Below are 18904 nucleotides of genomic sequence, written 5' to 3'. Positions count from 1 at the left end.
TTCCATAGCTGCAAGCACTTATCAGAAAAGCGCTACAGACCTATTCATTGAATTTCCGCCATGGGCATTGCAGACTGAAGTTTGCAAGCACTAGCGCGCAGGCAAATTATCAGTCCTCAGAGCCACGAAAAATTCAATGCAGTCAAAAGTGCTGCTTCCGGTTGCAGCCTTGGTGACAGCGAGGCTGCAATCGGTTGACGCAGGAATCAGGCGTCGGGGCCCACTTGCTGGGCAATGGCCATGGCGAACTTGCCGCCGCCCACGGACCAGTCGGAATAGTCGTTTTCGTGCGTGAAAATGAACACATCGCTGGGTGCGACGTCCGCATCTTTTTCCAGATTGGCAGCGATGTTGGCGTACAGCGCGCGCTTCATGGCATCGCTGCGCCCACGGCGCATGGTGATCTCGACCACGACCACGCGGTCCGAGCGCTTGTAGCCGTTGAAGGTGCGGCTGAAGAAGAACTTCTGCTCGTCATATTCCTCAACCATGTTGAACAGCTCATCGGCGGGCATGCCGATGCCGTCGATCAGGGCCTGATGAATACCGTTGACGATGGCCTGGCGCTGGGCGGGCGTGGTGTCCTTGTGGACGCTGGTGCGGATAAAAGGCATTGCTGTCTCGCTTGATATAAAAAAGCCCGCTGTGCGCACAGACGCCAAGCGGGCAGAAATTATCAAAGCCGACAACGCACTCAGAGCACGTATTCGCCCTCAAACTGATATGACGTGATACGGCCTAATCGCTGCATCAGGCCAGCTGATTGACGGGCGTCAGCGGCCCCTTGCCGGCAAAGAACGAGATCAGGTTGTCTGCCGCCAGACCCGCCATGGCCGTACGCGTGCCCTTGGTGGCGCTGGCGATATGAGGTGTCAGCACCACATTGGGCACGGTCAGCAGATCTGGATGCACGACAGGCTCACCCTCGAACACGTCCAGCCCCGCTGCGGCAATGCGCTTATCCTTGAGTGCCTGGGCCAGAGCCGCATCATCGACGATGCCGCCACGCGCAATATTGATCAGCGTGGCCGTGGGCTTCATCTGCGCAATTTCTGCCGCGCCTATGGTGTGGCGGTTTTCGGGGGTGAATGGCAGCACCAGCATCAGATGGTCTGCACGCTCGAGCAGCTCCTGCTTGCCGACATAGCTGGCCTTGCACTCGGCTTCCAGGGCAGCATCCAGGCGCGAGCGGTTGTGATAGATCACTTCCATGCCAAAGCCGTAAGCCGCACGGCGTGCAATGGCCTGGCCGATGCGGCCCATGCCCAGGATGCCCAGCGTGCTGCCATGCACCTCGGCACCCGCAAACAGGTCGTAATGCCAGTCCTTCCAGAGCCCGGCACGCAGATAGTGCTCGCTCTCGGCAATGCGGCGCGCTGTGGCCATCAGCAGGGCAAAGCCGAAATCGGCCGTTGTCTCGGTCAGCACATCGGGAGCATTCGTGCCCTGCACGCCCGCAGCCGTCATCGCGGGCACATCGAAATTGTTGTAGCCCACCGCCATATTGGCCACGATCTTGAGCTGCGGGCAGGATGCCAGCAGCTCGGCATCGATGCGCTGCGAACCCGTGGTCAGCACGCCGTCCTTGCCCTGCAACTGCTGCGCCAGCTCTGCCGGAGACCAGACCACATCGTCCTGATTGGACTGCACCTCAAAGTGCTGCTGCAGCCGCTGCACCACCTCGGGTGAAATGGCGCGGGCAATCAGAATGCGAGGCTTGTTGCTCATCGTTGTTTCCTCTTCAAGTGATGGGTGATGGCGGCGCGGCCAGGCCACGCTTTCACGGCCTATAAAAACCAAATCCAGGTGATCAGCAGCAGCAGCGGCACCAGCACGCAGACCGACCAGAGCATGTAGCCGAAAAAGCCCGGCATCTTCACGCCGCGATCTTCGGCAATCGCCTTGACCATGAGATTGGGCGCATTGCCAATGTATGTGTTCGCGCCCATGAACACGGCACCGGCAGAAATGGCAGTTAGCGTCAGCGCCATCTCGGTCATGAGGTGCGCGGGGTCGCCACCGGCGGTATTGAAGAACACCAGATAGGTCGGAGCGTTGTCGAGGAAGGAAGACAGCAGACCCGTGGCCCAGAAATACATGGCCGGGTTGGGCGTGCCATCGGCATTGGTGACTGCGCGCACCACGGCACCGAACGGGCCATCGACACCGGCCTTGAGCATGGCGATGACGGGAATGATGGTCAGGAAAATACCTGCAAACAGCTTGGCCACTTCCTGCATGGGACCCCAGCCGAACTCATTGGCCTGATGCACACGAGCGGGCGTGAGCTTGAGCGACAGCAGCACCACGGCAAGCAAACCCAGATCGCGCACCAGACCGGGCAGGCCCACATGGGTCCCGGCGATCTCGATACCCGCAGGAGTGCGCCAGATGCCGCTGACCAGCACCAGAGCCACCACTACCATCAGCAGCACAAAGTTCACGCGGCCTTCAAAGCCCAGACGGCTTTGAGCCCCGGTCACATCCATGCTGGGCGTGGGATCGGGCAGATCGGTCTCGCCCTTTTGCCCCATCAGCTTGTGATCTATCACATAGAAGATGGCCAGCAGCGCCAGCGTGAGGAACAACATCGGGCCCCAGATATGGCTCACCGTCCAGAAGAAGTCCACCCCCTTCAGAAAGCCCAGGAACAGCGGCGGATCTCCAAGCGGCGTCAACGCTCCCCCGGCATTGGAGACGATGAAGATGAAAAACACCACCACATGAGCCTGATGACGGCGGTTGTCATTGGCGCGCAGCAAGGGGCGTATCAGCAGCATGGAAGCCCCGGTCGTGCCCATGAAGCTGGCCAGCACCGCTCCAATGGCCAGGATGGCGGTATTCAACCCCGGCGAACCACGCAGATTGCCGCGCACATAGATGCCTCCGGCCACCGTGTACAACGCGGTCAGCAGGATCACGAACGGCAGATACTCGGCCAGCAAGGCATGCACCAGATTCACGCCCGCTGCGCCCAGACCGTAGACCAGCGCAAAAGGCAGCAGGAAGGCCAGCGCCCAGCCGGCGGTGACCTTGCCGAAATGGTGATGCCAGAATTGCGGAAGCAGCAGCGGCAGCAGCGCAATGGACAGCAGCATGCCCACAAACGGCAGACCCCAAGCCACGGACATGGCTGCGCCGTCAATGTCTGCGGCCTGCGCAGTGGCCGCTGCCAGCGTCAGCAGCGCGGCCGCAGCGGCTTTCATAAAAGATTTGCTGTTCAAACGCCCATCCTCTCTGCTCTTTGCCCTGCAATGGGCATAACTCCCGCCAATGATTCTTTGATTTCTATGCCGGCGAAACCGGCTCCGGCGGCGCAATGCTGAATACCTGGCGCAGATAGGCCAGGTATTTTTCATCGTCACACATGCTCTTGCCCGGTGTGTCCGATAGCTTTGCCACAGGCTGGCCGTTGCAGCGCGTCATCTTGATCACGATCTGCAATGGCACATGCTCGGGGGGATTTCCCAAATCGTTGGTCAGATTGGTGCCGATGCCGAATGCCAGCTGGCAGCGACCGTTGAAGCGCTCGAACAGCCCGATAGTTTTGGGTATGGTCAAACCGTCGCTGAAGATCAGCACCTTGCTCAGCGGGTCGATCTTGTTGGCCTTGTAATGCGCTATCAGGCGCTCGCCCCAGTCAAACGGGTCGCCGCTGTCATGACGCGCACCGTCAAAAAGCTTGCAGAAGTACAGATCGAAATCACGCAGGAAGGCCGACATGCCATAGACGTCGGACAGCGCAATCCCCAGGTCGCCCCGGTACTCGCGCGCCCAGGACTCGAAGCCGAAGATCTGGCTGTCGCGCAGGCGCGGGCCCAGCGACTGGCAGGCCTGCAGATATTCATGCGCCAAGGTGCCCAGCGGGATCAAGCCCAGCTTCATCGCATACAGCACATTGCTGGTGCCCGCCAGTTGCCCCTTGCGCTGACCGTTGACGCGCGCCGCCCCCGAATGACCCAGCCTGGCGCAAAGCACCCGCAGCACCTCTTCATGCCAGGCCCTGGAAAAGCGCCTGCGGGTGCCGTAATCGGCAATCTTGAGCGACTCAAGGCCAGGTGCCTGAAGCAACTCGATCTTCTCGTCCAGGCGCTTGCGTCCTTCCAGGAAGTTGGGCACAGGCTGCGTATTGCGGAAATACACCTCGTTGACGATGGCCAGCACCGGGATCTCGAACAGGATGGTGTGCAACCAGGGGCCCTGGATGGTGATGTCGATCTCGCCGCTGGCCAGGGGCGTGACCGTGATGTATTTGTCGTTGAGCTGGAACAGGCTCAGGAAATCGACAAAATCGCTCTTGATGAAACGCAGCGAACTCAGATAGGCCAGCTCGGCATCTTGAAAGCGCAGCTTGCACAGAGAGCGGATTTCTTCGCGGATTTCATTGACGTACGGAGCCAGTTGCACGCCAGGGTTGCGGCATTTGAAGCGGTACTCCACCTGCGCGCCCGGAAACTGATGCAGCACCACCTGCATCATCGTGAATTTGTACAGGTCGGTGTCTAGCAGACTGGTGATGATCATGGACGACGGTGGGCCTGACGGTCCGTTCAGTCATGGAACAAGGCTGGCTCAAAACACAGGCTGCGCCAGCCTCAACAGAGACTGACGAGTGTAGGCGATTCCACACCCTGCACCGTACTCACTGCCCCCAAGCGCTTCTTGCAGATGCGGGCTTCGGATTTACCGCAAGATATATCAATCAGATCAGACCCAAGCCTTTGATACACATACGCAAGAAGCTATCGTTTTTGCTATTCCCCAGCTAGCTCTGTACGCAGCAGTGACTGTAGTACCGCCCGCAAGGGCTCGGGCAAGGGCACAGGCCGGCGCGTCTGTCTGTCGACATAGACATGCACAAAATGCCCGGCAGCAGCCGACTGGCTCGCCCCCCTGGCAAACAGACCCACTTCGTAGCGCACGCTGGAGCTACCCAGATGGGCCACGCGAATACCCGCCTCCACGGCTTGCGGGAAAGCCAACGAGGCAAAGTAATTGCACTGGGTCTCTATCACCAGGCCAATCGTCTGCCCATCATGAATATCCAGCGCGCCCTGCTCTATCAGATACGCATTGACCGCGGTATCAAACCAGCTGTAGTAGATGACGTTGTTCACATGACCGTAAACATCGTTGTCCGACCAGCGGGTGCTGATTTCACGAAACACGGGATAGGAGTCGCGCGCCTGCGGCTGGGCGCGCAAAGGTTTGCCATGAGATAACGATGCAGTCATGCAGTCATTTTGCAGAGCCGTTCCGGCGCCGCCAGCACCACCGCGACAGGGCTTGCAGGTTGTCACTCATCAACGCATGACGCACTGCACAAAGAACACACGCTCATTCAATCTTTGTCAGTTATCAGACATAACAAAGTCTTTTAAAAATCAGATACTTATCAAAAACAAAGAGTCATTAGATTTTTTGCTGCAGCGCAACAAATTAAAGCTTGCATTGCCACAAATTCTCTTTCACAATGCACCCATGCTGCACTGCAACATACGACTGGCAAAGATAGCGGTCATGTCAGAGCAGACGTTTCCTCCGGTCCGATCCCTTTGTTAGATCCGTAATTTTGGAGAATTGCCATGAGCCTGACCCCTGACCAAATCCTGAGCGCACAAAAAGCCCACTTCGAGACATTGTTCGGCCTGACCAGCAAAGCTTTCGAAGGCGTGGAAAAGCTGGTGGAACTGAACGTCACCGCTTCGCGCGCCGCACTGGCCGAAGCTGCCCAGCACACCCAGGCCGTACTCAGCGTCAAGGACGCTCAGGAACTGCTGACTCTGCAAGCAGGCCTGTTCCAGCCGCTGGCCGAGAAAACCGCTTCCTACAGCCGCCACCTGTACGACATCGCCAGCAACACTGCCGGCGAATTCAACAAGACGCTGGAAGCCCAGTCCACCGAAGCTCGCAAGAACTTCAATGCCCTGCTGGACAACACAACCAAGAATGCTCCTGCCGGCTCCGAATCCGCTGTTGCCATGGTCAAGAGCGCAGTCTCTGCCGCCAACAACGCCTTCGAATCCGTGCAAAAGGCGGTGAAGCAAGCCTCCGACATGGCCGAAGCCAATTTCAACGCAGCCACCAAGACAGCAACCGAAGCTGTCAAGGCCACGACCGCCGCCAAGCGTTAAGAACATGGTTATTGACATGCTTGGCAAAGCCTAGGGTTTACCCTATAATCACCAGCATATCAGGTCGGCATACATTGAATCAGATGCTGACCTTGCGCAAGTTGTCTCCTTGGATCCTCCTGAAACCCCCGTTTCATGGATCCCTTCAAAGCCCAATCTTTCCGATTGGGCTTTTTTTTATGCGCGCTTTCCTCAGGTCGCAAGTTCCTTCACTCTGTGCATAATTGACGTTTACGTCAACGTCAACAGACATCGAACAAGGAGACAGTTCATGCAGATTCAGGATCGCGTATTCATCGTGACCGGCGGCGCTTCAGGCTTGGGCGAAGGTACGGCGCGCATGCTGGCCGCCAACGGCGGCAAGGTCGTGATTGCCGACATGAATGCAGAGCGCGGCGAGGCCGTAGCCAGTGAGATCGGTGGCGTCTATCTGCGCTGCGATGTCAGCAATGAGGCCGATGGTCAGGCCGTAGTCGCCAAGGCCACCAGCCTGGGCAAACTCGCCGGCCTGATCAACTGCGCCGGTATTGCACCAGCCGAGAAGACCGTAGGCAAGAGCGGCCCGCACAGCCTGGCCGTCTATACCAAGACCATCATGGTCAACCTGGTCGGCACCTTCAACATGATTCGCCTGGCAGCGGATGCCATGAGCAAGAATGAGCCGGAGCCTACCGGCGAGCGCGGTGTGCTGATTTCTACCGCCAGCGTCGCAGCCTATGACGGCCAGATCGGTCAGGCCGCCTACTCTGCCTCCAAGGGCGGCGTGGTCGGCATGACGCTGCCCATTGCTCGCGACCTGGCTCGCAGCGGCATTCGCAATATGACGATTGCTCCCGGTATCTTCGGCACCCCCATGCTGTTCACCATGCCGCAGGAAGTTCAGGATGCACTGGCCGCCAGCGTACCCTTCCCCAGTCGCCTGGGCAAGCCCGAGGACTACGCCAAGCTGGTCAAGCAGATCCTGGAAAACGACATGCTCAATGGCGAAGTCATCCGCCTGGACGGCGCCATTCGCATGGCCCCGAAATAATGGGTAAATCAAAGGCCTTGCCGCAAGGCCTTTTCTCCAGATTCCAGGCAAAGAAAAAGCCGCAATCAATTGCTTGATTGCGGCTTTTCGAATCTGGCGGAGTGGACGGGACTCGAACCCGCGACCCCCGGCGTGACAGGCCGGTATTCTAACCAACTGAACTACCACTCCTGGCAGGAAGCTTTGCTACATATCATGTAGCTTCAAGCGCTTCAAACTTGGCGACCCTACGGGGATTCGAACCCCGGTACTCACCGTGAAAGGGTGATGTCCTAGGCCTCTAGACGATAGGGTCAATCCTAGAACGATTCAAGTCTTGCGACTTGCCGTCAAAATTTTGGTGGAGGTAAACGGGATCGAACCGATGACCTCTTGCATGCCATGCAAGCGCTCTCCCAGCTGAGCTATACCCCCCTGAAGCAATGAAACAGTGTTTCTCTGCTGCAATGCAAAAATTGTAGCACAGGGTTTTTGCCAGTTTTTCCAAACTTCCAACATTTTGTCGAAAGCATGAAAAAAGGGATGCAGAGCGCATCCCTTTTTCCTTCAGTGCCAAGCCTGATCAGCTCACCGCGCCACCGTCACGGATACGGTGCATCTCGCCGATATCCACCGTCCAGACCAGACCGTCGCCGATCTGCCCGGTGCGGCAGGCCGCGACGATGGCTTCGCGAATCGCCCCCACCATGGACTCCTCCACGATCACGCAGACCATGAGCTTGTCCGAAAAGTCGGTCAGCTCATCCTTGACCGTGCGCTTGTCCACTGCCGCGGGGGCCGTAAAGCCCTCGGCTTTGAAAATCGTCACGCCGGGAAAATTCGGAATCGCACGCAGCTCGGTGCGCAGGCGCTCCAACCGGCTGGGACGCACGATGGCGCGGATTTCTTTCATCGTCATCGGATCACTCCTTTCTCAAATCAAGCCTCGGTCGGCTTCTCGTCAAACCAGCGGTACAGCGTGGGCAGCACCACCAGCGTCAACAAAGTCGAGGTAATCAAACCACCGATCACCACGATAGCCAAGGGACGCTGAACTTCGGAGCCAGGACCTGTCGCAAACAGGAATGGCACCAGGCCCAGCAAAGCCACGGTTGCGGTCATCATCACAGGACGGAATCGCTGAGTACAGCCTTCGCGCACGGCTTCGGCCACGTCCATACCGTCCTGGCGCAGTTGGCGAATGCTGGATACAAGCACCACGCCGTTCAGCACAGCAATACCCCACAGGGCAATAAAGCCTACCGATGCCGGCACGCTCACATATTCACCAGTGACAAACAAACCAATCAGGCCACCAATCGAAGCAAAGGGCAGCACCAGAATGATCAGGCTTGCCAGCTTGATGGAGTTGAACAGCAGGAACAGCAGGAAGAAGATGGCCACGATGGTCAGCGGCACGATCACCTGCAGCGTGCCCATGGCGCGCTCCATGTTTTCGAACTGACCGCCGAACTTGAAGTAATAGCCGTCGGGCAGCTTGACCTCCTTGTCCAGGCGCTGCTCGACCTCGGCGACAAAGCCGGCCAGGTCACGCCCTTCCACGTTCGCGCCCACCACCACACGGCGCTTGCCACCTTCGCGGCTGATCTGCGCAGGGCCATCGACCAGCTCAATCCTGGCCAGACTGCTCAGCGGCACTTGTGCGCCAGCCGCCGTGGTCAACAGAGTTGCGCCAATGGCTTCAGGCGATCCACGATAGGACTCGGGGAAACGCACCACGACCGAGTAACGACGCTCGCCCTCATACAAGGTCGTCACGTCCTTGCCGCCAATGGCTGACTCCAGCAGGCTTTGCACATCGGCAACGTTCAGACCGTGACGAGCAATCGCCTTACGGTCGATGTCCACCGTCAGAGCCTGCTGACCCGAGAGTCGCTCGATACGGATATCCGTACTGCCGGAGACGCTCTTCAGGATGCGCGCCACCTGCTCGGAGACTTCCTTGAGGTCTTCCAGCTCGTCCCCGAACACCTTCACGGCCAGTTGCGAGCGCACGCCGGTCACCATTTCATCCACACGCTCGGAGATGGGCTGGGACAGCACAATCTGCACGCCGGGAATCTTGGACAGGCGCTGACGAATCTCTTCGTCGATCTCATCCTGGGTACGCTCGGACTCGGGGTCCAGCAGCACGATGGGGTCAGACTCATTGGGGCCGGCAGGATCGGCTGGCGATTCGCCTCGTCCCAGCTTGGACACCACGGACTTCACGCCTGGCACCTGCGCCACTTCCTTCATGGCAGCCATTTCCATGCGAATGGATTCATCCAGGGAAATGCTGGGCACGCGGTTGATCTGCGGTGTCAGCGCACCTTCCTTCATGGTCGGCATGAAGGACTTGCCCAGGAACGGGAACAGGCCCAGCGATCCGATCAGCAAAGCCACGGCCACGGCCAGCGTCAGGCGGTTGCGTGCAGTCGCACCGTCAAGCAGACGCAGATAGTGGCGCTTGAGGAAGCCAATCAGCTTGGTATCGTGATCGGCGCCGCCCTTGAGGAAGTAGGAGCACAGCACAGGCGACAGGAACAGCGACACTGCCAGCGAGATCGCCAGAGCCATGGCGATGGTCAGCGCCAGCGGGCCGAACATCTTGCCTTCAATACCTTGCAGCGTCATCAGCGGCAGGAACACCAAGATGATGATGGCAATACCGAAGATGGTGGGTGTGGCAACTTCCACGGTGGCCGACAGCACGGTGCGAATGCGCTCGCCGCGCGAATTGCCCGCCTGCCCTAGTTTGTGGAAGACGTTTTCAACCACCACCACGGTGGCATCCACCATCAGGCCAATGGCAATCGCCAAGCCCCCCAAGGACATCAGGTTAGCCGAAATGCCGTACTTGTTCATCATGATGAAGGTGGTCAGCGGCGTAATGATCAGCGTCGCCACCACAATCAGGCTGGAACGCACATCGCCCAGGAAGATGAACAGCACCACCACCACCAGGAAGATGCCTTCAATCAGCACCTTGCCCACGGTCCAGAGAGCGGAATCCACCAGATCGGTACGGTCATAGTAAGGAACAATCTGCAGGCCGCCAGGCAGCATGCCCTTGGAGTTGATCTCTTCCACCCGCTCCTTCACGCGGGTCACCACCTCCTTGGCATTGCCGCCGCGCATCATCAGCACGATGCCCGAAACGCCCTCGGTATAGCCGCCCTTGATGATGGCGCCCTGTCGCACCTCGGCATCAATCTGCACCTTGGCCACATCACGCACATAGACCGGCACTCCTCCCTGCTCCTTGAGCACGATGTTGCCGATATCGTCCAGCGTGCGGATCATGCCCACGCCGCGAATCAGATACTGCTCGGTCACCTGCGGCAGGATGCCGCCGCTGGCATTGGCATTGTTGTCCGCCACGGCTTGCACCACCTGACGCACGCTCAGGTTGTAGTGACGCAGGCGGGCAGGATCGACCAGCACCTGGTACTGCTTGACATATCCGCCCTGAGAGTTGATTTCAGCCACACCGGGAATGGATCGCAGCAACGGACGCGCCACCCAGTCCTGAATGGTGCGACGCTCCGTCAACTCGGCCTGAGTCAGCTCACGCTTGCCATCATCGGGGTGGTCCAGCGTGTACTGGTAGACCTCACCCAGGCCAGTGGATACCGGCCCCAGCACCGGCACGATGCCTTCAGGCATGCGTGGCGTGACTTCGATCAGACGCTCCGTCACCAACTGCCGGGCAAAGTACACATCGGTCGCATCGGTAAACACCAGCGTGATGATGGACAGACCGCTCTTGTTGAGCGAGCGCATCTCCGCCAGCCCGGGCAATCCCGTCATGGCGATTTCGAGAGGCACGGTCACAAAACGCTCGATCTCCTCGGGCGAACGACCAGGGGCTTCGGTGGCAACCTGAACCTGCACATTGGTCACATCGGGGAAAGCATCCACCGACAGATTCATGGCGGCACGCAGGCCAAAGCCACACATCACCAGCGCCAGCACGACCACCACCAGCCGCTGCGATAGCGCGGCACGAATCATGGAGGCAATCATGGGCTTACTCCAGTTCTGCGCGCTTGCGCTCGTTGTTCAGGTGGAATGCACCTTCGATCACGATCTGGGAGCCTTCGCTCAACCCCTTGACCACAGGTCGCAGACCACCACTGACCGCCCCCAACTCCACCGGCGTCAGGCGATAGTGGTTTTCGGCTTTCTTGACGTAGACATGATCCTTGTCGTTCTCGCGAACCACTGCCAGCGCCGGGATTGCCAGAGTCTTCTCCATGGCCCCCTGGATCTTCATGGTGGCCAGCATCTGGGGCTTCAGTGCCAGATCCTTGTTGTCCACCTGAGTGCGAATGGTCACGGTGCGGGTTTCGGGGGACACGGTGTCACCCACGTAGATGATCTTGCCCGAGATAGGCGTCTCCTCGACGGTCAGCCCCAGCGCCGGCACATCGATCTGCACGTTCTGGCCAGTCTGCACGCTGCGTGCAATTTGCTCAGGCAGGGCGCCTACCACCCAGACATTGGAGAGATCTGCCACAGTGAACAGAGGGTCCCCCGGCTGAGCCACCTGGCCCTGGCTGACCTGGCGCTCGATCACGATACCTGCAGCAGAAGCCGTGATGGCGGCATTCGGTGCCACATTGCCCTTGGAGCGCAAACTGCTCAGCGCATCGGCGGACAAGCCCATCAGCTTGAGCTGATCGCCAGCAGCCCTCAACTCTGCGCGCGCAATCTGCACTTCTGATTCGCGACGCAGCAGTTCTGCAGAGCCGATCACATCGGCAGCAATCAGCTGACGCGCCCGCTCTACGGAGCGCTCGGCAAGAGTCGCCGTGGCGCTGGCACGCATATAGGCCAGTTGAGCCGTGGTCAGCTCGGGGCTGGCGACGCGCGCCAGGGTCTGACCAGCTTTGACGCGATCACCGGTTTCGGCCAGCACCTCGGTCACACGTCCTGTCACGGCCGCACCGATCCGGGTGACCTTGCGTTCGTTGGCTTCAATGCGACCGGCAACTTCCTGCACCGATGCAACCTCGGCCTGCGTTACCGCGGCGGTCTTGAAGTTGGTTGCCATTTCGGCCGAGACAACCACTTCCATGGGGTCAAGCTCGGCCTTGGTATCTGCTGCAGCAACCGCAGCAGCCGACTCCTCCTTGCCGCAGCCAGTCAGAGTCAATGTTGTCAGCCCGGCCAACGCCAGTGCCAGAACCAGAGAGGCGGGACGCGCAGTCCTGGAGTGATGATGAGAAGACATAAAGCGAATTCAAAAAATACGAAAACGTGGTCTTGACTTTGAAAGCTCAAAGCGAGGAAGGCTGGGCATAGCGACCAGCCAGAAAATCCAGTTCAATCCGGGCGGATTGCTGCTGATAACGGGCTTCAAGCAAGTCGGCGCGCACCGTGCGCAGCACGCGCTGGGCATCCAGCACATCCAGAATGCCGCGCTCGCCGAAGCGGTAAGCAGCCTCGGCTACGCGCAGGGCCGATTCAGCCTCGCGCACCGACCCTTCGCTCAAGGCCTTGATGCGCACCTGCGCCATTTCCATGACCTTCCAGGCCTGCAACATTTGTTGCTCCAGTTCGGCCTTGCGACCTTCCATGCGCAGGCGAGCACGCTCGGCCTCCGAAGCGGCTTCATCAATCGGGCCGCGACGCTGGTCGAACAACGGAATCTGCATGCTCACGCCGATGGTGTTATTGCGGATATCGGGCTCGCGCGTCTGCGCGTAACGCAGCTCAAGACCCGGCCAACGGCTGGCTTTGGCGCCGTTCTTCTGCGCTTCGGCCTTGTCCACCTCGGACTGCAACTGCAGCAGCTCCGGATGGGATTGCCAGTTGATGTTCTGCAACTGCGCTTTCTCCACCGGATCCTGCAGAGACAGGGCCAGATCAAAGCGATTGGGCAACTGACCTGCAGCCAGACGATTGAGCGTGAGCTGGGACTGCTCGGCCAGCAAACGGGCAGACTGCTCCTGCTGACGAGCGTTGATCAGTTCGGCATCAGCCTTGATGATTTCGTAACGCGCCGCCTCACCGCTGGAAACACGTACGCGTACACGCTCATGGGCCTGTTCCAGCAGCTTGACGGCGTCATAGGCGGCCTGTGCCTGCGCCTGTCGCAGGACCACCTCGTAGGCCTTGAGCTTGACCTGAGCCACAAGTGCATTGCGCGATGCTGCAATCTGGTGCACGGATGCTCGCTGCCCGGCTTGCGCCGCCTCGATACGAGCAGCGCGCACCGAAGGCATTTCTATGGGAACCGAGAGCCCCATGGTCTGTACATTGCCGGGCGTGGCCGATGCCAGACGCGCCTTGTTGTCGCCGCGACTCCACTCCAGCTTGGGGTTGGGCAGCGCGCCAGCGCTGACCACGGCAGCCTGAGCCGTGAGGCTCGACTGCTGCACGGAGCGCAGCTCGGGATTGTTGTCCAGCACGGTCTGCACCAGCTGCGTCAAAGTCAGCTTGGGCTGCGCCTGATCTGAAATGGTGCTGCTGATTTGTGGTGTGCCATGAGAATGGGTCTGAGCATGCGCAGCCAGAGCTGCAGCGAGGCACAAGCCGAATACAGCCGCGCGTTTGGGGCTCCGCAGTGGCGCATGGCCAGAAGAATTCTTGCTGGCCTTGGCCGGTAAAAAAGCCGGCACTATCGATCTATTGAACATAGAACACAGCTGCCTTCTTGAGGGCAGATAAAGTGAGGAAAGGGTCGAAAACCCGTCATGCACATGCGGCGGCTGCCGCACGCGATGCAGGATCAGTTACACCTGAGCAGGTGATGCAGCCCCAGACCTGTCTCAGAGCCATGCTCTGCAGACAAGCACATTCCAGGCCAGCAGGCGCTGGAATAACGGGCGGCAGGTATCGGGGTCTAAAAAGCCCAGCGCAAACGTTCTGACGTGATGACGTCAGCTGAGCTGGAGCTAGCCTGCCTGCGGCAGGCCGAGACTTGGCGGACGCAATATGCTTTCCGGCCAGGGATGAGTCGGGTGCACCACATGCCCCTGAGGAGGCACCCGGACATCGGCCACACCTACAGCTACCGCTTCAGGAGGGCCAAACAATTCATTGCGATCATCTTGCGCCGGATTGAGTTCGGCAGTGCGATGTGGACGATGAATGGAGAACTCCACCGTATCTTCCTCCACATCGTCCTCGAACTCCTGCAGCACATCGACACCGTATTCGTGCGGCTCTGCGTCGAGTACATAAGCCATGGCCACCACATCTTGCGAACCTGCGGGCCACATGGCGATGAGTTGCACCCCGATGATGGAGGCAAACATCAGCAGCGACAGCAGAAAGGAAGACGCCGGGCGCATGGATCGAAGGAGCTGTGGTTAAACGAACAACAATGAAGGGATGAGACAGTCACCGGGAAGCAGGCCCGATGGTGACAAGATGGTGTACCGATTGGCAGCAAAAGTTCCCCCATGGAAAACTTTTGTCAACATCTGTAAGGGTGAACGATAGCGTATCGCCATAGCACTTGCATGGCAAGGGTATCTTGCTAGAAAGTCAGGAGCACATCAGACCTGCCAGATCGCCACAGACAAAAAAAAGCCGCAATCAATTGCTTGATTGCGGCTTTTCGAATCTGGCGGAGTGGACGGGACTCGAACCCGCGACCCCCGGCGTGACAGGCCGGTATTCTAACCAACTGAACTACCACTCCTGGCAGGAAGCTTTGCTACATATCATGTAGCTGCAAGCGCTTCAAACTTGGCGACCCTACGGGGATTCGAACCCCGGTACTCACCGTGAAAGGGTGATGTCCTAGGCCTCTAGACGATAGGGTCAATCCTAGAACGATTCAAGTCTTGCGACTTGCCGTCAAAATTTTGGTGGAGGTAAACGGGATCGAACCGATGACCTCTTGCATGCCATGCAAGCGCTCTCCCAGCTGAGCTATACCCCCAAAAACTGTGGCGGAGTGGACGGGACTCGAACCCGCGACCCCCGGCGTGACAGGCCGGTATTCTAACCAACTGAACTACCACTCCTGGCAGGAAGCTTTGCTACATATTATATAGCTGCAAGCGCTTCAAACTTGGCGACCCTACGGGGATTCGAACCCCGGTACTCACCGTGAAAGGGTGATGTCCTAGGCCTCTAGACGATAGGGTCAATCCTAGAACGATTCAAGTCTTGCGACTTGCCGTCAAAATTTTGGTGGAGGTAAACGGGATCGAACCGATGACCTCTTGCATGCCATGCAAGCGCTCTCCCAGCTGAGCTATACCCCCAAAAACTGTGGCGGAGTGGACGGGACTCGAACCCGCGACCCCCGGCGTGACAGGCCGGTATTCTAACCAACTGAACTACCACTCCTGGCAGGAAGCTTTGCTACATATTATATAGCTGCAAGCGCTTCAAACTTGGCGACCCTACGGGGATTCGAACCCCGGTACTCACCGTGAAAGGGTGATGTCCTAGGCCTCTAGACGATAGGGTCATAACCTAGAATCTCTGCTTTCGCATCGATTAAAAAAGCGCCTTTTGCAAATAAAGGCGCTTTTTTAATCAAGCGACTAGCCAAACTGGCGGAGTGGACGGGACTCGAACCCGCGACCCCCGGCGTGACAGGCCGGTATTCTAACCAACTGAACTACCACTCCTGGCAGGAAGCTTTGCTACATATTATATAGCTGCAAGCGCTTCAAACTTGGCGACCCTACGGGGATTCGAACCCCGGTACTCACCGTGAAAGGGTGATGTCCTAGGCCTCTAGACGATAGGGTCAATCCTAGAACGATTCAAGTCTTGCGACTTGCCGTCAAAATTTTGGTGGAGGTAAACGGGATCGAACCGATGACCTCTTGCATGCCATGCAAGCGCTCTCCCAGCTGAGCTATACCCCCAAAACTCTCTGCAAGACAACCTTTTAATCAGTCGCGTTTTGCAGAGACTCGAATTATAGACAGGTTTTTAGCGATTTTTCAAACGCGCGATAACTTTTTCACGTCCTAGCAATTCCAGCACCGCATCGACCGAGGGCGTATGGGCTGTGCCCACCGTCAAAACGCGTACGGGCATGGCCAGCACGGGCATCTTCACGCCCTGCGCCTTGAGCAGCTCCTTGATCGCAGCCGCAATGGCTTCCTTGGTCCATTCCACGTTTTCCACCACGGCAGCAAATGCATCCAGCACGGGGTTGGCTGCCTCGGTCACATGCTTGGCGTAGTCTTCCGCATTACGCTCCACGCTGTCCACATAGAAGACCTTGGCCCAGTTGGCCAGATCCACCAAGGTCTCGCAACGATCCTTGAACAAGGCAGCAATGCGCACCAGACGGTCGTCGGCGTCGATCAGGCTCTCTGCCACACCCGCCTTGACGACAAAGGGCTTGACCAGTTGAGCCAGCTCGGCATCGTCCATGGCCTTCAGATGCTGGGCATTGACCCAGCGCAGCTTGGCTTCATCAAACTGGCCGGCACTGCGGCCCAGGTGATCCAGGTTGAACCACTCCAAGAACTGGGCACGACTGAAGATTTCGTCGTCGCCGTGGCTCCAGCCCAGGCGGGCCAGATAGTTCACCATGGCATCAGGCAGATAGCCTTCATCGCGGTACTGGGTCACGGCCTTGGCACCGTTGCGCTTGCTCATCTTTTCGCCTTGCTCATTGAGCACGGTGGGCAGGTGGGCAAAGGTAGGCACGGTGGCACCCAGCGCTTCAAAGATGTGGATCTGGCGCGGCGTGTTGTTCACATGGTCGTCGCCACGGATGACATGAGTGATGTTCATGTCCATGTCGTCCACGCAGACGCAGAAGTTGTACGTAGGCGTTCCGTCGGGGCGGGCAATCACCAGATCGTCCAGCTCGGAGTTCTGGAACTCGATACGGCCCTTGCACTTGTCGTCCCAGCCCACCACACCGGTTTGCGGAGTCTTGAAGCGCAGCACGGGCTTCACGCCTTCGGGAATGGCGGGCAGCACCTTACCCTCCTCGGGGCGCCATGTGCCGTCATAGCGGGGCTTTTCCTTGGCCGCCATCTGCTTTTCACGCAGCGCGTCCAGCTCCTCCATGCTCATATAGCAGGGGTAGACATAGCCCTTTTCCTGCAGCGTGGCCAGCACCTGCTTGTAGCGATCCATGCGCTGCATCTGGTAGAACGGACCTTCGTCGTGGTCCAGTTGCAGCCATTCCATACCTTCCAGGATCACGTCCACGGAAGCCTGGGTGGAACGCTCCAGATCGGTGTCTTCAATGCGCAGCACGAAGTCGCCGCCATTGGCGCGCGCAAAAGCCCAGGGGTAGAGGGCGGAACGAATATTGCCCAGATGGATGAAGCCCGTGGGCGAAGGGGCAAAGCGGGTGCGAATTTTGTTTGTCATATCAGAAATCCTTGTACGACATTCCCCGCACCAAGGCTGCGGCGCTTGATGCGCACGCAGTCTCGGTCAGAGATGCCGAGCAAGAGCCGCCTCGCAGCACAGGCATCGTCCCCTTGAGGGGAGAAGGCGCAAAGCGACTCAGGGGGTATGTCACAGCGTATCCAGTCCGCGAGCCAGATCGACCTTGAGGTCTTCCAGATGCTCAAGACCCACGGAAATACGAATCAGGCCCTGACCCACGCCGGCAGCCTGACGCTGGTCCTCGGTCAGACGACCATGCGAGGTGCTGGCGGGATGGGTGATGGTGGTCTTCACGTCACCGAGGTTGGCCGTAATCGAGCACAGACGGGTGCTGTCGACCACATGGAAGGCATTGGCACGCAGCTGCTCGGCCCCCTCGCCCACCACGTCGAATGCCAGCACGGCGCCGCCCATGCCGTTTTGCTGACGCATGGCCAGCTCGTGCTGAGGATGGCTCTTGAGGCCCGGATAGTACACACGCGCCACCTTGGGGTGGGCTTCCAGCCAGGCGGCAAACTCCAGCGCCGCAGCGCTTTGCGCCTTGACACGCAAAGCCAGGGTTTCCAGGCCCTTCATCACCGTCCAGGCGTTGTAGGGAGCGATGTTCAGACCACCGCTGCGCAGGAAAGTGCCCATGACCTTGTCCACGAGGGCAATGGTGCCGCAAACCGCACCGGCCATGACGCGGCCCTGGCCGTCGAGGAACTTGGTGCCCGAGTGCACGACGAGGTCGGCGCCGAACTTCACGGGCTGCTGCAGCACGGGAGTGGCGAAGCTGTTGTCCACGGCCAGCAGCGCGTTATTGGCGTGCGCCAGCTCGGCCAGTGCGGCGATGTCGCAGAGATCGGTCAGCGGGTTGGTGGGCGTCTCGGCAAACAGCATGCGCGTGTTGGGCTTGATGGCCGCCTTCCAGGCTTCGATATCGGTCTGCGAGACAAACGTGGTTTCCACGCCGAAGCGCGCCATCTCGGTTCCCAGCAGCTTGATGGTGGAGCCGAACATGGACTGCGAGCAGATCACGTGATCGCCTGTCTTGAGCGCCGTCAGCGCCACCAGCAAGATGGCCGACATGCCGGTGGAAGTCGCGACCGCACATTCCGTACCTTCCATGGCCGCCAGACGCTTTTCAAAGCTGGTGACCGTGGGATTGCCGGTGCGGCTATAGGTGAAGCCCGGCTCTTCATTGGCAAAGCGGCGCGCTGCGGTCGCCGCATCGGGCTGCACAAAGCTGCTGGTCATGTACAGGGCTTCGCAATGCTCGCCCCACTGGCTGCGCTCGACCGCTTCGCGCACGGCCAGAGTTTCAGGATGCAAACCTTCGGGTAATGTCTTGTTGGTCACAATCGTCAAATCCAGATGGTTGGTACCGGTCATGAGTCTGCTGCAGACCGCCAATCAGGCCCGCACGCATGCTGCTCTACCA

At 58.9% G+C, this 18904-nt stretch carries 14 protein-coding genes and 14 tRNA genes; 2 read left to right on the top strand and 26 right to left on the bottom strand.

Going from position 1 to position 18904, the window contains the following annotated elements; genetic code table 11:
• Positions 1-206 precede the first annotated feature (206 nt).
• The 5 genes from CTR2_RS07510 to CTR2_RS07490 form a co-directional block, all read right to left on the bottom strand.
• Positions 207-614, bottom strand: a complete 408-nt coding sequence (locus CTR2_RS07510; protein ID WP_012837593.1) for a tautomerase family protein — start codon at positions 612-614, stop codon at positions 207-209.
• Between the two features lie 136 nt (positions 615-750).
• Complete coding sequence (locus CTR2_RS07505; protein ID WP_087085921.1) at positions 751-1728, bottom strand: 2-hydroxyacid dehydrogenase; 978 nt, start codon at positions 1726-1728, stop codon at positions 751-753.
• Between the two features lie 59 nt (positions 1729-1787).
• Positions 1788-3206: a sodium:proton antiporter gene (locus CTR2_RS07500; protein ID WP_087085922.1), complete on the bottom strand. Its 1419-nt coding sequence runs from the start codon at positions 3204-3206 to the stop codon at positions 1788-1790.
• Between the two features lie 82 nt (positions 3207-3288).
• Positions 3289-4524: a nicotinate phosphoribosyltransferase gene (gene pncB / locus CTR2_RS07495; RefSeq protein ID WP_012837590.1), complete on the bottom strand. Its 1236-nt coding sequence runs from the start codon at positions 4522-4524 to the stop codon at positions 3289-3291.
• 230 nt (positions 4525-4754) lie between these two features.
• The gene (locus CTR2_RS07490) at positions 4755-5234 is read right to left on the bottom strand and encodes an acyl-CoA thioesterase (protein ID WP_087085923.1); all 480 of its coding nucleotides are present in this window, start codon (positions 5232-5234) and stop codon (positions 4755-4757) included.
• Positions 5235-5585: 351 nt separating this feature from the next.
• On the opposite strand from CTR2_RS07490, the gene CTR2_RS07485 reads away from it, so the two are divergent.
• Together CTR2_RS07485 and CTR2_RS07480 are read left to right on the top strand one after the other, a co-directional pair.
• On the top strand, positions 5586-6134 hold the full coding sequence (locus CTR2_RS07485) for a phasin family protein (protein WP_003067688.1): 549 nt from the start codon (positions 5586-5588) through the stop codon (positions 6132-6134).
• A gap of 271 nt (positions 6135-6405) precedes the next feature.
• Complete coding sequence (locus tag CTR2_RS07480; protein ID WP_003057163.1) at positions 6406-7164, top strand: 3-hydroxyacyl-CoA dehydrogenase; 759 nt, start codon at positions 6406-6408, stop codon at positions 7162-7164.
• Positions 7165-7258: 94 nt separating this feature from the next.
• Here the strand turns inward: CTR2_RS07480 and CTR2_RS07475 are convergent.
• From CTR2_RS07475 to CTR2_RS07375, 21 genes are all read right to left on the bottom strand, one after another.
• Positions 7259-7335: transfer RNA gene (locus tag CTR2_RS07475), tRNA-Asp, on the bottom strand.
• A 48-nt stretch (positions 7336-7383) separates the two neighbouring features.
• A tRNA-Glu gene (locus tag CTR2_RS07470) sits at positions 7384-7459 on the bottom strand.
• Between the two features lie 43 nt (positions 7460-7502).
• Positions 7503-7578 (bottom strand) — tRNA-Ala (locus tag CTR2_RS07465).
• Positions 7579-7726: 148 nt separating this feature from the next.
• Complete coding sequence (locus CTR2_RS07460) at positions 7727-8062, bottom strand: P-II family nitrogen regulator (RefSeq protein WP_039050540.1); 336 nt, start codon at positions 8060-8062, stop codon at positions 7727-7729.
• 20 nt (positions 8063-8082) lie between these two features.
• Positions 8083-11172: an efflux RND transporter permease subunit gene (locus CTR2_RS07455; RefSeq protein ID WP_003061132.1), complete on the bottom strand. Its 3090-nt coding sequence runs from the start codon at positions 11170-11172 to the stop codon at positions 8083-8085.
• A gap of 4 nt (positions 11173-11176) precedes the next feature.
• On the bottom strand, positions 11177-12382 hold the full coding sequence (locus CTR2_RS07450; RefSeq protein ID WP_087085924.1) for an efflux RND transporter periplasmic adaptor subunit: 1206 nt from the start codon (positions 12380-12382) through the stop codon (positions 11177-11179).
• Positions 12383-12428: 46 nt separating this feature from the next.
• The gene (locus tag CTR2_RS07445) at positions 12429-13718 is read right to left on the bottom strand and encodes a TolC family protein (RefSeq protein ID WP_087086089.1); all 1290 of its coding nucleotides are present in this window, start codon (positions 13716-13718) and stop codon (positions 12429-12431) included.
• Positions 13719-14048: 330 nt separating this feature from the next.
• Complete coding sequence (locus CTR2_RS07440) at positions 14049-14447, bottom strand: hypothetical protein (protein ID WP_087085925.1); 399 nt, start codon at positions 14445-14447, stop codon at positions 14049-14051.
• A gap of 276 nt (positions 14448-14723) precedes the next feature.
• Positions 14724-14800: transfer RNA gene (locus CTR2_RS07435), tRNA-Asp, on the bottom strand.
• A gap of 48 nt (positions 14801-14848) precedes the next feature.
• Positions 14849-14924: transfer RNA gene (locus CTR2_RS07430), tRNA-Glu, on the bottom strand.
• Between the two features lie 43 nt (positions 14925-14967).
• Positions 14968-15043: transfer RNA gene (locus CTR2_RS07425), tRNA-Ala, on the bottom strand.
• A gap of 8 nt (positions 15044-15051) precedes the next feature.
• Positions 15052-15128, bottom strand: a tRNA-Asp gene (locus tag CTR2_RS07420).
• Between the two features lie 48 nt (positions 15129-15176).
• Positions 15177-15252 (bottom strand) — tRNA-Glu (locus CTR2_RS07415).
• A gap of 43 nt (positions 15253-15295) precedes the next feature.
• A tRNA-Ala gene (locus CTR2_RS07410) sits at positions 15296-15371 on the bottom strand.
• 8 nt (positions 15372-15379) lie between these two features.
• Positions 15380-15456 (bottom strand) — tRNA-Asp (locus CTR2_RS07405).
• A gap of 48 nt (positions 15457-15504) precedes the next feature.
• A tRNA-Glu gene (locus tag CTR2_RS07400) sits at positions 15505-15580 on the bottom strand.
• Positions 15581-15666: 86 nt separating this feature from the next.
• Positions 15667-15743 (bottom strand) — tRNA-Asp (locus CTR2_RS07395).
• A gap of 48 nt (positions 15744-15791) precedes the next feature.
• Positions 15792-15867 (bottom strand) — tRNA-Glu (locus CTR2_RS07390).
• Between the two features lie 43 nt (positions 15868-15910).
• Positions 15911-15986: transfer RNA gene (locus CTR2_RS07385), tRNA-Ala, on the bottom strand.
• 67 nt (positions 15987-16053) lie between these two features.
• Positions 16054-17460, bottom strand: coding sequence for a glutamate--tRNA ligase (gene gltX, locus CTR2_RS07380; protein WP_087085926.1), 1407 nt, complete (start codon positions 17458-17460; stop codon positions 16054-16056).
• Between the two features lie 150 nt (positions 17461-17610).
• Entirely contained in the window at positions 17611-18822 is a 1212-nt protein-coding gene (locus CTR2_RS07375) for an O-succinylhomoserine sulfhydrylase (RefSeq protein WP_003061097.1), read from the bottom strand.
• Positions 18823-18904 lie beyond the last annotated feature (82 nt).

This window comes from Comamonas thiooxydans (assembly GCF_002157685.2).
Lineage (GTDB): Bacteria > Pseudomonadota > Gammaproteobacteria > Burkholderiales > Burkholderiaceae_C > Comamonas > Comamonas testosteroni_H.
This window is presented reverse-complemented; position numbering and strand designations above follow the sequence as displayed.

Coding starts and splice junctions, on each gene's coding strand:
- CTR2_RS07500 (WP_087085922.1), bottom strand. CDS start 3,206: ATGAAAGCCGCTGCGGCCGCGCTGCTGACGCTGGCAGCGGCCACTGCG.
- CTR2_RS07485 (WP_003067688.1), top strand. CDS start 5,586: ATGAGCCTGACCCCTGACCAAATCCTGAGCGCACAAAAAGCCCACTTC.
- CTR2_RS07455 (WP_003061132.1), bottom strand. CDS start 11,172: ATGATTGCCTCCATGATTCGTGCCGCGCTATCGCAGCGGCTGGTGGTG.
- CTR2_RS07460 (WP_039050540.1), bottom strand. CDS start 8,062: ATGACGATGAAAGAAATCCGCGCCATCGTGCGTCCCAGCCGGTTGGAG.
- CTR2_RS07510 (WP_012837593.1), bottom strand. CDS start 614: ATGCCTTTTATCCGCACCAGCGTCCACAAGGACACCACGCCCGCCCAG.
- CTR2_RS07505 (WP_087085921.1), bottom strand. CDS start 1,728: ATGAGCAACAAGCCTCGCATTCTGATTGCCCGCGCCATTTCACCCGAG.
- CTR2_RS07490 (WP_087085923.1), bottom strand. CDS start 5,234: ATGACTGCATCGTTATCTCATGGCAAACCTTTGCGCGCCCAGCCGCAG.
- CTR2_RS07480 (WP_003057163.1), top strand. CDS start 6,406: ATGCAGATTCAGGATCGCGTATTCATCGTGACCGGCGGCGCTTCAGGC.
- pncB (WP_012837590.1), bottom strand. CDS start 4,524: ATGATCATCACCAGTCTGCTAGACACCGACCTGTACAAATTCACGATG.
- CTR2_RS07450 (WP_087085924.1), bottom strand. CDS start 12,382: ATGTCTTCTCATCATCACTCCAGGACTGCGCGTCCCGCCTCTCTGGTT.
- CTR2_RS07440 (WP_087085925.1), bottom strand. CDS start 14,447: ATGCGCCCGGCGTCTTCCTTTCTGCTGTCGCTGCTGATGTTTGCCTCC.
- gltX (WP_087085926.1), bottom strand. CDS start 17,460: ATGACAAACAAAATTCGCACCCGCTTTGCCCCTTCGCCCACGGGCTTC.